Below are 12,533 nucleotides of genomic sequence, written 5' to 3'. Positions count from 1 at the left end.
ATGAGGCCCGAGCAGTCACTGCAAATTCAGACCGCCAGCAACCGCTCGCGCAACTTGCCAATCTCATCGCGCGTCTGCGCTGCCGCTTCAAACTCCAGGTCCCGCGCCAACTGGTACATCTTCTCTTCCAACTGGCGGATACGCTTGGTGATTTCACTCGGCGAGCGCAATTCGTTTTCGTACTTGGCGCTTTCCTCGGCAGCCTTGGCCATGCCTTTGCGCTTCTTGCTGCGCGAACCCGGTACGGTGGCGCCTTCCATAATGTCGGCGACGTCCTTGAACACGCCCTTGGGGGTGATGCCATTGGCCAGGTTGAACGCAATCTGCTTGTCGCGGCGGCGCTCGGTCTCGCCGATGGCGCGTTCCATGGAGCCGGTGATGCGGTCGGCGTACAGGATCGCGCGGCCGTTGAGGTTACGCGCCGCACGGCCGATGGTCTGGATCAACGAGCGCTCGGAGCGTAGGAAACCTTCCTTGTCCGCATCCAGGATTGCCACCAGCGACACCTCGGGCATGTCCAGGCCTTCACGCAGCAGGTTGATGCCCACCAGCACATCGAAGGTGCCCAGGCGCAGGTCGCGGATGATTTCCACGCGCTCCACGGTGTCGATGTCCGAGTGCAGGTAACGCACGCGCACGCCGTGGTCGGCCAGGTAATCGGTAAGGTCTTCAGACATGCGCTTGGTCAGCGTGGTGACCAGCACCCGCTCTTCCAGGGCCACGCGCTTGGTGATTTCCGACAGCAGGTCATCGACCTGGGTCAGGGCCGGACGGATCTCGATTTGCGGGTCGACCAGGCCGGTGGGGCGCACCAGTTGCTCGATCACCCGGCCCGCATGCTCGGCCTCGTAGTTGCCCGGCGTGGCGGACACAAAGATGGTCTGCGGGCTGATGCTTTCCCATTCGTCAAAGCGCATCGGCCGGTTATCCAGCGCCGAAGGCAGGCGGAAGCCGTATTCCACCAGGGTTTCCTTGCGCGAGCGGTCGCCTTTATACATGGCGCCGACTTGCGGCACGCTGACGTGGGATTCGTCGATCACCAGCAAAGCATCCGCCGGCAGGTAGTCGTAGAGGGTCGGCGGCGGCGCACCGGACTCACGGCCCGACAGGTAGCGCGAGTAGTTTTCGATGCCGTTGCAGTAGCCCAGCTCGAGAATCATCTCCAGGTCAAAACGCGTGCGCTGCTCCAGGCGCTGGGCTTCCACCAGCTTGTTGTTGGCGCGCAGGTATTCGAGGCGCTCGGCCAGCTCGGCCTTGATCCCTTCCATGGCATCCAAAAGGGTTTCACGGGGCGTCACATAGTGGCTTTTTGGATAGAAGGTAAAGCGCGGCAGTTTGCGGATCACTTCGCCGGTCAACGGGTCGAAGGCCGACAGGCTCTCGACTTCATCGTCGAACAGCTCGATCCGGATCGCTTCCAGGTCCGACTCTGCCGGGTAAATGTCGATCACATCCCCACGCACGCGGAAGGTCGCGCGGGCAAAGTCCATGTCGTTGCGGGTGTACTGCAAATCCGCCAGGCGTCGCAGCAAGGCGCGCTGGTCGAGTTTGTCGCCGCGATCGACGTGCAGCACCATCTTCAGATAAGTTTCCGGGCTGCCCAGGCCGTAGATGCAAGAAACGGTGGTGACGATGATCGCGTCCTTGCGCTCCAGCAGCGCCTTGGTCGCCGACAGCCGCATCTGCTCGATATGGTCGTTGATCGACGCATCCTTCTCGATAAAGGTATCGGAGGACGGCACATAGGCTTCCGGCTGGTAGTAGTCGTAGTAGGAAACGAAGTACTCCACCGCGTTGTTCGGGAAGAACGCCTTGAACTCCCCATACAACTGCGCGGCCAGGGTCTTGTTTGGCGCCAGCACCAGGGTCGGGCGGTTGATCTGCGCGATCACGTTGGCGATGCTGAAGGTCTTGCCCGAACCGGTCACCCCGAGCAACGTCTGGTGAGCCAGGCCGGCCTCGATGCCTTCGACCATCAGGCGGATGGCCTCGGGCTGGTCGCCAGCAGGTTCAAAGCGGGTGACTAGTTGGAAATCCGACATAACGTACCTCTTGAAGTCACCCCAGACTGTAAACCCGTCGGGGACGAAAAAGACCACAGCCCGCGAAGTTTCAGAGCAGACCGTAGGAAAAAACCATGATAGCTGTAGAAGTGGAGGCGAATGTGACGGGTTTCAAGGCACTCGCCCTACATGCCTGTGGCCATCAATGTTGCAATAAGACTAACGGTCGATAAATAAACCGAAAAACTTGGCCGAAAAGCCGTTTCGGCTGTCGCCGCGAGCGGTGTTGGCCTCTATACTAGCTCCCCGTTTGTGCACCGCTCTAGTGCATTCGGCTGGAGCGCGACACGTCCCTCCATTCCCCCATAGAGCTGCCGCAAAAATGAGCCTGTTCTCCGCTGTCGAAATGGCACCACGCGATCCTATCCTGGGCCTCAACGAAGCATTCAACGCCGATACCCGTACTACCAAGGTCAACCTTGGCGTAGGCGTTTACTGCAACGAGGAGGGGAAGATTCCACTCCTGCGTGCCGTTGCCGAAGCGGAAGCCATTCGCGTGGCGCAACACGCCGCTCGTGGCTACCTGCCGATCGATGGCATTGCCGCCTACGACCTGGCCGTACAGAAGCTGCTGTTTGGCGCCGAGTCGCCATTGCTGAGCGCTGGCCGCGTGATCACCGCCCAGGCCGTTGGCGGCACCGGCGCGCTGAAAATCGGTGCCGATTTCCTCAAGCAGCTGCTGCCCAATGCCGTGGTTGCCATCAGCGACCCGAGCTGGGAAAACCACCAGGCGCTGTTTGAAAAAGCCGGCTTCCCGGTGCAGACCTATCGTTACTACGATGCCGCCACCCACGACGTGAACCGCGCCGGCCTGCTGGAAGACCTCAACGCCCTGCCCGCCCAGTCCATCGTCGTACTGCACGCCTGCTGCCACAACCCGACCGGCGTCGACCTGAGCCCGGCCGACTGGAAAGACGTGCTGGAAGTGGTCAAGGCCAAGAACCTGGTGCCGTTCCTCGACATGGCCTACCAGGGCTTTGGCGACGGTATCGACGAAGATGCCGCCGCCGTGCGCCTGTTCGCCGAGTCGGGCCTGACCTTCTTTGTGTCCAGCTCGTTCTCCAAATCGTTCTCGCTGTACGGCGAGCGCGTGGGCGCACTGTCGATCGTCAGCGAGTCGAAAGAAGAAAGCGCGCGCATCCTGTCCCAGGTCAAGCGCGTGATCCGCACCAACTACTCCAACCCGCCGACCCACGGCGCGGCGATTGTGGCGGCGGTGCTCAACAACCCAGAGCTGCGCGCCCAGTGGGAAGCGGAACTGGCCGAAATGCGCCTGCGCATCCGCGGCATGCGCGAGCAGATGGTCAGCGAGCTGGCCAAGGCAGCGCCGGGCCATGACTTCAGCTTCGTCGGTCGCCAGCGCGGGATGTTCTCCTACTCCGGCCTGACCGTAGAGCAAGTCACCCGCCTGCGTAGCGAGTTCGGCATCTACGCCCTCGACACCGGCCGCATCTGTGTGGCGGCGTTGAACCAGGCGAACATCGCTGCCGTGACCAAGGCGATTGTGCAGGTGCTGTAAGCCTGAGCGCGGGGTACGAAGGGGGAAGCCAATGGCTTCCCCTTTTTTGTGCGAGACTCTGTAGGAGCCGGCTCCTACAGAGGCCGTGTTCCTTCACCATTGATATGAGCCGCCTATGAGAAACGACGACCTGGACCTGCGTGCCGACCGCGACGAACTGGACCACTTCACCCCGCGCACGCCCCCAGCCAAGCGGCAAAAAAGCCTGGTCCTGCAAGTCGCCCTGGGCGTCTTCCTCGGCGGCCTGGCCCTGTGGCTGGTACAGCTGGGCGCCACGGCGCTGATGGCGAAACTGGCGATGGGCACCCTGCAATTTGGTGGCTAGCTTGCCGGCTCCTGCAGGGGAATGCGTTCCTCCAGCAGTTGCACAAAGCTGTCCAGACTCTGCGACACCGTGCCCCGGCGCCAGATCAGCCAGGTGTTGAGCAGGCGGAACTCGTCCGCCAACGGCCACACGCTGACCGTGGTAAACCCCGGCATACTCTCCAGCATACTGCGTGGCATCAGCGCCAAACCGGCGCCGGCGCTGACGCAGGCGAGCATGCCGTGGTACGACTCCATCTCGAAAATCTTCCCCGGCACCGCGCCATCCTGGGAAAACCAACGCTCAAAGTGATGCCGGTACGAGCAGTTGGAGCGAAAGGTATAGATGCTCGCCCCGTTCACATCCTGCCCACGGGTGATCGGCCCGTGATGCAACGGCGCAATCACCACCATTTCCTCTTCAAACACCGCCACGCCTTCCAAGGTGGGGTGCAACACCGGGCCGTCGACAAATGCCGCCGCCAGTCGGCCCGATAGCACGCCTTCGATCATCGTCCCCGAGGGCCCGGTGGTCAGGTCCAGCTCGACCTTGGCGTGTTTCTGGTTGTAGGCCGCAAGCAACGCCGGGATGCGCACGGCGGCGGTACTTTCCAGCGACCCCAGGGCAAATGGCCCCTGGGGTTCCTCACCCGCGACGGTGGCGCGAGCCTCTTGCACCAGGTCGAGGATGCGCCGCGCATAGCCGAGGAAATTCCAGCCGGCAGGCGACAGGCGCAGGCGACTTTTCTCACGGATAAACAACTCCACACCCAGGTCCTGCTCCAGTTGCTTGATACGCGTGGTCAGGTTCGACGGCACCCGATGAATCAATTGTGCGGCAGCGCTGATGCTGCCTTGCTCGGCCACGGCCTTGAAAATCTCCAGTTGCACCAGATCCAAGTCATTCTCCAATCGTGAACGTATTGCTTAATATTATTCAGTTCCCGGAAAAGATACAGCCCCGTACGCTGGGCATCTTCTCCAACACTGCGCAGGACGGTGCCATGACCGCTATTTCTCACCAGACCCATGCCTTGTCGATCAACCCCGCCAATGGCGAAACCGTCGGCAGCTACCCGTACGAATCCGCCGCACAACTGGACGCCGCCCTCACCCGCGCCAGCACCGCCTTTCGCAAGGGTCGCCATACACCTGTGGCACAGCGCGCCGAATTGCTCCTGGCCCTGGCCGGCGCCCTGCGCGAACAAGCTGAAGAAATGGCGCAAATGATCACCCTGGAAATGGGCAAGCCCATCGCCCAGGCCCGTGGTGAAATCGAGAAATGCGCCTTGCTGGCCGAGTGGTACGCCGCCCACGGGCCGGCCATACTCGCGCCGGAGCCGACCCTGGTCGACAACGGTAGCGCCCGGATTGAATATCGCCCGCTGGGCCCGATCCTCGCCGTAATGCCGTGGAACTTCCCGGTCTGGCAGGTACTGCGCGGTGCCGTGCCGACCATGCTCAGCGGCAACACCTACGTGCTCAAGCACGCGCCCAACGTGATGGGCAGCGCCTACCTGATGCAACGGGCCTTCCACACAGCCGGTTTCGCCGAAGGCTTGTTTGAAGTAATCAACGTCACCGCGCACGGCGTGTCCCAGGCCATCGCCGACCCGCGCATCGCCGCCGTGACCCTGACCGGCAGCGTGCGCGCGGGTATCGCCATCGGCTCCCAGGCCGGCGCTGCGTTGAAAAAATGTGTGCTGGAACTGGGCGGCTCCGACCCCTTCATCGTGCTCAACGACGCCGATCTCGATGCCGCCGTGCAAGCCGCCGTGACCGGCCGCTTCCAGAATTCCGGCCAGGTCTGCGCCGCCGCCAAGCGCCTGATCATCGAGCAAGGCGTGGTCGAGGCCTTCACCGCCAAATTTCTTGAAGCCAGCCGGCAACTGGTGATGGGCGACCCGACATCGAACGACACCTATATCGGCCCCATGGCCCGCTTCGACCTGCGCGACGAACTGCACGCACAAGTCCAGGCGACCCTGGCCGAAGGCGCCAGCCTGCTGCTGGGCGGCCACCCCATCGACGGGCCAGGCAACTATTACGCCCCCACCGTCCTGGCCGATGTCACCGACCAGATGACCTCGTTCAAGCAGGAACTGTTCGGCCCCGTCGCCTCGATCATCACCGCCCGCGACGCCGACCACGCCGTGGCCCTGGCCAACGACAGCGAGTTCGGCCTCACCGCCAGCGTCTTTACCCGCGACCCGGCCAAGGCACGCGAGATCGCCAACCAGTTGGAAACCGGCGGCATCTTTATCAACGCCTACAGCGTGTCCGATCCTCGGGTGGCGTTTGGCGGGGTGAAAAAGAGTGGGTTTGGCCGCGAATTGTCACATTTCGGCGTGCGCGAATTCTGCAATGCGCAGACGGTATGGGTAGATCGGCGGTAGGCCGATCATCAAGATTCCTCATTGCCAGCTTGCGGGTTCAGGATATGATCAGGCCGTTATTTGAACCGGACTGCACTGACCCATGCCCGTTGACCTGCAAGCGCTCTATCCCAAACTGATCCATCTGATGCTGGATACGGTTTTCGTGGTCGACAGGGACAACCAGATTGCATTTGTCAGCGACGCCTGCGAGGCACTGCTCGGCTACCGTGCCGACGAGCTGACCGGCAGCCTGATCACCGACTACATGCACCCCCAAGACCTGGCAGCCACCCGGGCCTCGATTATTCGGGTGATGAACGGCCAGCCCCACGTGGATTTCCGCAACCGCTATATCCGCAAGGATGGCAGCCTCGTCCATATCCTGTGGGCGGCGTTCTGGTCCGAGGATGTCGGCGCGCGGATCGGCGTGGCACGGGACATCACCGCCCTCACCCAGGCCGAGGAAGAACTGCGCTTCCTCGCCCATCACGACCCGCTGACCGCCCTGACCAACCGCTCGCTGTTCAATGATCGCCTCGATTCGGCCCTGCGCAACGCGCGCCGGCAGAAGAGCACGCTGGCGCTGCTGTTCCTGGATATCAATGACTTCAAAGGCATCAACGATGTGCATGGGCATGTCGCCGGCGACCGCGTGCTGTGCACCATCGCCAGGCGCCTGGAAGCCTGTGTGCGCGAGACCGACACGGTGGCGCGGATGGGTGGCGATGAGTTCACCGTGCTGTTGACCGACCTTCATTGCGAAAACGCCGTGGCCGAGAAGGTGCAGCAGATCCTCGCCATCATGGCCGCCCCCCTTGGCCCTGAGTTTGGCCCGGTGAAAATGCCGTCGTGCAGTATCGGCGTGGCGCGCTACCCGGATGACGGGGAAGATGCCGACACCCTGCTCAGCCATGCCGATGGCGATATGTACCGGGTGAAAAAACTGCACCGCGCGGCGGGGTGAAAGTCGCCCCTGCCCTGGCGATTATCCACGCTGGCCATCAACGGTTACTGCGCAGGATCGAAAAATTCAACGCCACGGCAACACACAGCCACGCCAGGTAAGGGAACAGGATCAACCCGGTTATCAGGTCCAGGCGCACCGCCAGCACCACCATGGCCGCCACGGTGAGCCAAAGCAGGGTGATAACCACCATCGCGGCGAAAATCCGATGTGCGCCGAAAAACACCGGCGTCCACAGGGTATTCAACGCAATCTGCGCCGCCCACAAGGCCAGCACCGTTTGACTGCCGGGGATCAGGCTCAGGCGGTAACCGGCCCAGGCGAGCAGCAGGTAAATCAGCGTCCAGGCCACCGGGAACAGCCAGTTGGGCGGGGTGAAGCGGGGTTTGACCAGGGACTCATACCAGGCACCGGGCTTGAACATGATGCCGGTGCTGGCAGCGGTGGCGCAGGCGAGCAGGAAGATAAAGAAGGTCATTGGCGGTCCTTGGCTCAAGTCAGCAATCTGGAAAGTGTTCCAGGATTGGACGCCCCGGGGGCCCTGAAAAGTTCAGTATTTCCCGGTACGACAATCTGAACCGCAACCGTACTGGCTAGCCCTTCAACTCGCCGGCGCGATTACTCGCGGCGTCGTCATAAGCCACATACAGCGACTCGGCGATCTGGCTCTTGATGGCCTTGCTGGCCTCCAGCCCCAACACAAAGCCTTCGGCCTTGCCGCCAGCGCGGTTCAGGTCTTCGGCGGTGCTGGCGCCAGTGATCGCGTCCAGCAATTTGGTAGCGTGCGGGCCAACGCCCTTGGGCAGGCTGATCTGGTCGATGCTCATTGCGCCACCTCGCAGAAGGTTGGGGATGGGGTGCTGCGGGTAAACGAGGTCATATGCGATACCTTGATGGCTTGGGGCCGATAGCGCGTGGAACCACTGCCGGGCAGGCATGGTAGACCGGGACGGAGGAAAAGGGTTGTATAAACGATCAGGCGCCGATGCTGTAGGATCTTTCACCTTTCGTCGCATCGCCAAGGCAATGGAGCGCAGGTCTAAATGGAAAACCCGCAGGGCAAACGAGTCGTGGTGATTGGCGCCGGTATCGTCGGCGCATCCTTGGCCTATCACCTGGCGCAAAAGGGCGCGCAGGTCAGCCTGGTCGAGGCGCATGAGATTGCGTCAGGCGTCACCGCCACGTCATTCGCCTGGCTCCACGCCACCCATCCGGGGCCCGACCCCATTGCCCAATTACGCGGCGCCGCCATCCAGGAATACCACCGCCTCCAAACCCAGCTGCCCGGCTTGCAGATCCAATGGACGGGCGCCTTGTCTTACGATGGCTCGCCACCGGCCTCGACAAACCGGGTATCACGCGCGCAGATTCTTGAGCTTGAGCCCAACCTCAAGCAGCCCCCTGACTATGCAACGTACGTAGCCGAAGAAGGTGCCCTCGACGCAGTGGCGGCAACCCATGCGCTGGTCGCCGGCGCCCAGGTGCATGGCGCGAAGCTGCTCACTCAGACGCCGGTGCTGGGGTTTGTCACCGAGGGCCAACAGGTGACCGGCGTCGAAACCTCACAGGGCATCATCCACGCCGATATCGTTGTACTGGCAGCCGGGACAGGCACCGCCAGGCTGACAGACATGTTGCACGTATCCCTGCCGATAACCGCATCGCCGTCCATCTTCATCCGCTACAAGCCACAACCCAAGCTTGTGCACACCCTCATTTCCAACCCGCACATGGAAGTGCGGCAAAACGCGGATGGCGCATTGCTGGCAGCCGAGGATTACCTGGGCGACGCCGAGGAAAACCGGGCAGAAGCGATAGCACTACGCACAGCCAAGGCGATCGACCATGAGCTCAATGGGCTGGTGTGCCTTGAGCCGGAGCTGGCCTGTGTCGGGCTCAGGCCAATTGCTGCCGATGGCATCCCGATCATTGGGTATCTGCCCCAGGTGGCAGGTGTGTACGTTTGCACCATGCACCCTGGGGTCGCACTGGCTGCGGTCGTGGGTCGGCTTGCCAGTGAAGAGATGCTTGAAGACAAGCCAGCAGAGGCGCTTGGGGGATGTCGTCCGGGTCGATTTTTCCGCGGGTAGGCGCCGGCTTGCCTAGGGCAAGGTCGCGCTCTTGAAAATCGGTTCGCTGTGCAGCACTCGCACCCCATCCGGACCGCTTTCAAGCAGCCGGCGCTCGCTATCGGCGACCAGCAGTTCAAGGCCGTACCCTGCAGCCGCCAGGCACCGCGCGATTTCCTGCGCGGCGTCGTGCGCCCACGGGGTGGCGGATTCGAAATGCCCCAGCAGCCTGTCGTTGCTACTAATCATGAGTCGGTATCTATTCATTCTGTTCTCACACGTTCAATACGGCCAAAACTGACATTAAGGCCAAGCGGGGAAATGGCCAGCAATTGGTCAAGTCGCACCTCACACTGGCCACTGTCGCGGGCCAGCAGCAAAAACTCTTCCTTGCTCGCCGCAGTTCGCGTAGTCAGCGCCCTGGCGACGAAGCTGCGCCCGTCGATCAGTTCTACCTGCAGGCGGTAACGGTGCATGCAGGCGATCTCCAGGTAGTCGTGCACATCGCAGTTCAGGGGCTGATACGCGTTCATGATGTTTTCCAGCGCCTTATTTCAGGTCATCGATGGACGCACCGAAATTCAGGTGCAACACCTGGCCGTCGTGAACAAACGCAGGGACTGACTTGACCCCGGCCAGTTCGGCTTCGCCAATGCGCTGGGGTTGTTGGCCAAGGTGGACGACCTCGACCTTGAGTGCCGGGTCCAGCAGGTTGAGCAAGGTCTGCTCAGCGGAAATACAGACGGAGCAACCAGCGTGGTAGAAGCGTGCGTTAGACATTTTGCGTCTCCTTCATTGAGTTGGTATCGATTCGATACATAACCAAGAATTACCCGCGCGTCGGTATTTGTCAATATAGTATTTAATCGATACTATATGTCGACAGGAGTGACTCATGTCCGACACAACCCTTTTCGATCTGCTTGAACGGCTTGCCAGCCTCAGCCGCATCTGGTTCCGCCAGCACCCGTTGCTGGCCGATTTGCAACCCATCCAGTTGAGCGCGCTGATGTACCTTTCGCGCTGCAACCGCTACTCCAATACACCGTTGGGCGTGACTGACTATTTGGGCCTGACCAAAGGCACAGTGTCGCAGTCACTCAAGGCGCTGGAGGCCAAGGGGCTGATCGTCAAAACCCAGGATGTGCACGACAAGCGCAGCGTGCATCTGCAGTTGACGGACACGGCGCGCGACCTGCTGGACGCATTGTTGCCGCCGGACTTCCTCGCCGCCGGTGAGGCACGCATGGGCGCGCGCGGCGGGCAACTGCAGACACTGCTTGGCGAGTTGCTGCGCGAAGTGCAGCGCAGCGCGGACGTGCCCAGCTTTGGCCTGTGCCGCACCTGCCGCTTCCATCAGCACGTCGACGATCTGCCGTTCTGCGGCCTGACCCAGGAACCCCTGGCGCCGAGCGATGCCGCGCTGATCTGTCGTGAACATCAACCCCCGCAGGTGCCTGCATGAGCCTGACCACGATTCGCCTCGACACCCTGCTCACCGGGCGTGCGCAGCCTTTCACCCGGCCCGGCTCCCGCAGCGCCATCGACAAACAGCCGCGACCCGGCCCCCTGAAGGTCGCCACCCTGGGCCTCAGTGGCGACGAACAGGGCGACCTGCGCATCCATGGCGGAGTAGAAAAAGCCATCCACCACTACCCGCTCGAGCATTACGCCCGCTGGGCCGAGGAATTGGGCGCCCATCCATTGCTCGCCCAGCCGGGAGCCTTTGGCGAGAACTTCAGCACTACCGGCTGGAGCGAGCATGACGTATGCCTGGGCGATCGCATCCGGGCCGGGACAGCGTTGCTTGAGGTGTCCCAGGGGCGTATGCCGTGCTGGAAACTCAGCGACCGCTTCGCCGTGGCCGAACTGGCCCTGCGCGTGCAGCAGTCGGGCCGCACCGGCTGGTACTACCGGGTGCTGGAGGAAGGTGTGGTGAGCGCCGGCGACAGCCTGCAACTGGTCGAGCGGCAATTTGCCGACTGGTCATTGGCACGCTTGTCCGCTGTGCTGTTCGACAAGCGAATGGAGAGCGAACTGTTGCGCGAATGCCTGGCGCTGCCGTTGGTCCCGTCATGGCGGCGTACGCTGGAGCGGCGCCTGGAAAAAGGCATGACCGAAGACTGGGGGCCCCGCCTGTTGGGTTGAAGCGCGGCGCGGGAGCGAGTGCTGCTGCCCCGCCAGATTGTGCGAACAACCCGGCAGATGCCCAGGTTTTTCGCCGCAAAGCCGGCGCCTACTGGGGGTTGAGCTGATATCATCCAGGCATTAACGCGCTGAGTAGAAAGCATGAACCGTCGTAAGAAACTCAATCAGATATTAAAAGCCAACGCCAAAAAGGCCAGTGCCAAACTGGCCCCCAAAAGCAAAGAGAAGTACATCAGCAAGGCCGATCGCCTGAAACTGGAGACCGAGCCCGCTCAGGACGCGCCGATTTCCTCTGACACGCCCAGCTGATTCAGGGCACTCTACGCCGGCGCAGCAGTCTGCTTACAGACACCCACTCTCGCCCGGCGGAGCTTCCCATGATGATTGTTCACCACCTCAACAACTCACGCTCGCAGCGCATTCTCTGGCTGCTCGAAGAACTCGGCCTGCCCTACGCGCTCAAGCTCTACCAGCGCGACCCAAAGACCAACCTCGCCCCACCAGAGCTCAAGGCGATCAACGCATTGGGCAAATCGCCGGTGCTTGAAGACGGCACCCGCGTGGTGATCGAGTCTGGCGCCATTGTCGACTACCTGATCCGCCGCCATGGCCAGGGCCGCCTGCAACCAGACTCCGCCACGGCCGCCTACGACAGCTACGTGCAATGGCTGCACTTTGCCGAAGGCTCGGCCATGCTGCCGCTGATGCTCAACCTGTACGTCGGCCGCCTGGGTGAAGCCGGCGCGCCTTTGCACCCGCGGATCGAGTCGGAACTGGCCAACTACCTGGGCTACCTGAACGACGCCCTGGCGCAGTCGCCATACCTGCTGGGCGAGGAACTGAGCGGCGCGGATATCCAGATGAGCTTTATCGGCGAAATCGCCAAGGCCCAGGGCAAGTTGCCGGCGTACCCGAACCTGGCCGCGTGGGTCCAGCGGTTCCAGGACCGGCCGGCCTATCGCAAGGCGCTGGAGAAGGGTGGGGAATACGCGTTTGCCCAGTAAATCACCGGGCGTTTGACTCCTCTTCCAGAGCCGGCATAATTGCCGGCTTTTTTTCGGGACGTCCCCATGCCGGCAGGTGGCAGAC

16 protein-coding genes are annotated in these 12,533 nt (G+C 62.1%); 9 read left to right on the top strand and 7 right to left on the bottom strand.

What is annotated here, in order from left to right; translation table 11 throughout:
- Positions 1–26: 26 nt before the first annotated feature.
- Positions 27–2,042 carry an excinuclease ABC subunit UvrB gene (uvrB, locus tag HBO19_RS15210; protein WP_170057799.1) on the bottom strand — a complete coding sequence of 672 codons (2,016 nt, stop codon included), beginning with the start codon at positions 2,040–2,042 and terminating at the stop codon, positions 27–29.
- A gap of 343 nt (positions 2,043–2,385) precedes the next feature.
- Between uvrB and HBO19_RS15205 the strand changes: the two genes are divergently transcribed.
- Positions 2,386–3,582: an amino acid aminotransferase gene (locus HBO19_RS15205; protein ID WP_170057798.1), complete on the top strand. Its 1,197-nt coding sequence runs from the start codon at positions 2,386–2,388 to the stop codon at positions 3,580–3,582.
- 115 nt (positions 3,583–3,697) lie between these two features.
- Positions 3,698–3,907 carry a hypothetical protein gene (locus tag HBO19_RS15200; RefSeq protein ID WP_057438594.1) on the top strand — a complete coding sequence of 70 codons (210 nt, stop codon included), beginning with the start codon at positions 3,698–3,700 and terminating at the stop codon, positions 3,905–3,907.
- Here the strand turns inward: HBO19_RS15200 and HBO19_RS15195 are convergent.
- Positions 3,904–4,785, bottom strand: a complete 882-nt coding sequence (locus tag HBO19_RS15195; protein ID WP_170057797.1) for a LysR family transcriptional regulator — start codon at positions 4,783–4,785, stop codon at positions 3,904–3,906. The two genes, HBO19_RS15200 and HBO19_RS15195, sit on opposite strands and share 4 nt — an antisense overlap.
- 104 nt (positions 4,786–4,889) lie before the next feature.
- Between HBO19_RS15195 and HBO19_RS15190 the strand changes: the two genes are divergently transcribed.
- Both HBO19_RS15190 and HBO19_RS15185 read left to right on the top strand, forming a co-directional pair.
- Positions 4,890–6,281, top strand: a complete 1,392-nt coding sequence (locus tag HBO19_RS15190; RefSeq protein WP_170057796.1) for an aldehyde dehydrogenase family protein — start codon at positions 4,890–4,892, stop codon at positions 6,279–6,281.
- A gap of 82 nt (positions 6,282–6,363) precedes the next feature.
- Complete coding sequence (locus HBO19_RS15185; protein ID WP_170057795.1) at positions 6,364–7,227, top strand: sensor domain-containing diguanylate cyclase; 864 nt, start codon at positions 6,364–6,366, stop codon at positions 7,225–7,227.
- 37 nt (positions 7,228–7,264) lie between these two features.
- Here the strand turns inward: HBO19_RS15185 and HBO19_RS15180 are convergent, their stop codons facing one another.
- Together HBO19_RS15180 and HBO19_RS15175 are read right to left on the bottom strand one after the other, a co-directional pair.
- Entirely contained in the window at positions 7,265–7,705 is a 441-nt protein-coding gene (locus tag HBO19_RS15180; protein WP_170057794.1) for a TspO/MBR family protein, read from the bottom strand.
- Positions 7,706–7,820: 115 nt separating this feature from the next.
- Entirely contained in the window at positions 7,821–8,054 is a 234-nt protein-coding gene (locus tag HBO19_RS15175; RefSeq protein ID WP_170043435.1) for a hypothetical protein, read from the bottom strand.
- A gap of 216 nt (positions 8,055–8,270) precedes the next feature.
- On the opposite strand from HBO19_RS15175, the gene HBO19_RS15170 reads away from it, so the two are divergent.
- A complete protein-coding gene (locus tag HBO19_RS15170; RefSeq protein ID WP_170057793.1) occupies positions 8,271–9,317 on the top strand; it encodes an FAD-binding oxidoreductase in 1,047 nt (348 codons plus the stop codon).
- Between the two features lie 12 nt (positions 9,318–9,329).
- Here HBO19_RS15170 and HBO19_RS15165 read toward each other — a convergent pair whose 3' ends face one another.
- From HBO19_RS15165 to HBO19_RS15155, 3 genes are read right to left on the bottom strand one after another with little or no spacing between them, the layout of a single operon-like run.
- Positions 9,330–9,545 carry a cytoplasmic protein gene (locus HBO19_RS15165; protein WP_346266496.1) on the bottom strand — a complete coding sequence of 72 codons (216 nt, stop codon included), beginning with the start codon at positions 9,543–9,545 and terminating at the stop codon, positions 9,330–9,332.
- A gap of 14 nt (positions 9,546–9,559) precedes the next feature.
- The gene (locus tag HBO19_RS15160; protein WP_169953410.1) at positions 9,560–9,829 is read right to left on the bottom strand and encodes a Rho-binding antiterminator; all 270 of its coding nucleotides are present in this window, start codon (positions 9,827–9,829) and stop codon (positions 9,560–9,562) included.
- A 16-nt stretch (positions 9,830–9,845) separates the two neighbouring features.
- Positions 9,846–10,076: a thioredoxin family protein gene (locus HBO19_RS15155; protein WP_169953408.1), complete on the bottom strand. Its 231-nt coding sequence runs from the start codon at positions 10,074–10,076 to the stop codon at positions 9,846–9,848.
- 115 nt (positions 10,077–10,191) lie between these two features.
- Between HBO19_RS15155 and HBO19_RS15150 the strand changes: the two genes are divergently transcribed.
- The 4 genes from HBO19_RS15150 (at position 10,192) to HBO19_RS15135 (ending at position 12,448) form a co-directional block, all read left to right on the top strand.
- Positions 10,192–10,761, top strand: a complete 570-nt coding sequence (locus HBO19_RS15150) for a MarR family winged helix-turn-helix transcriptional regulator (protein WP_170057792.1) — start codon at positions 10,192–10,194, stop codon at positions 10,759–10,761.
- Positions 10,758–11,444 (top strand): MOSC domain-containing protein, encoded by a 687-nt coding sequence (locus tag HBO19_RS15145; protein WP_169953404.1) that lies wholly within the window; start codon positions 10,758–10,760, stop codon positions 11,442–11,444. The genes HBO19_RS15150 and HBO19_RS15145 overlap by 4 nt, the downstream gene beginning before the upstream one ends.
- Positions 11,445–11,585: 141 nt before the next feature.
- Positions 11,586–11,753, top strand: a complete 168-nt coding sequence (locus HBO19_RS15140; protein WP_170057791.1) for a DUF2986 domain-containing protein — start codon at positions 11,586–11,588, stop codon at positions 11,751–11,753.
- A 68-nt stretch (positions 11,754–11,821) separates the two neighbouring features.
- Positions 11,822–12,448 (top strand): glutathione S-transferase, encoded by a 627-nt coding sequence (locus HBO19_RS15135; RefSeq protein WP_170057790.1) that lies wholly within the window; start codon positions 11,822–11,824, stop codon positions 12,446–12,448.
- Positions 12,449–12,533: the final 85 nt, after the last annotated feature.

Source organism: Pseudomonas sp. WS 5021, from assembly GCF_012985535.1.
In the GTDB taxonomy this organism is placed as follows: domain Bacteria; phylum Pseudomonadota; class Gammaproteobacteria; order Pseudomonadales; family Pseudomonadaceae; genus Aquipseudomonas.
This window is presented reverse-complemented; position numbering and strand designations above follow the sequence as displayed.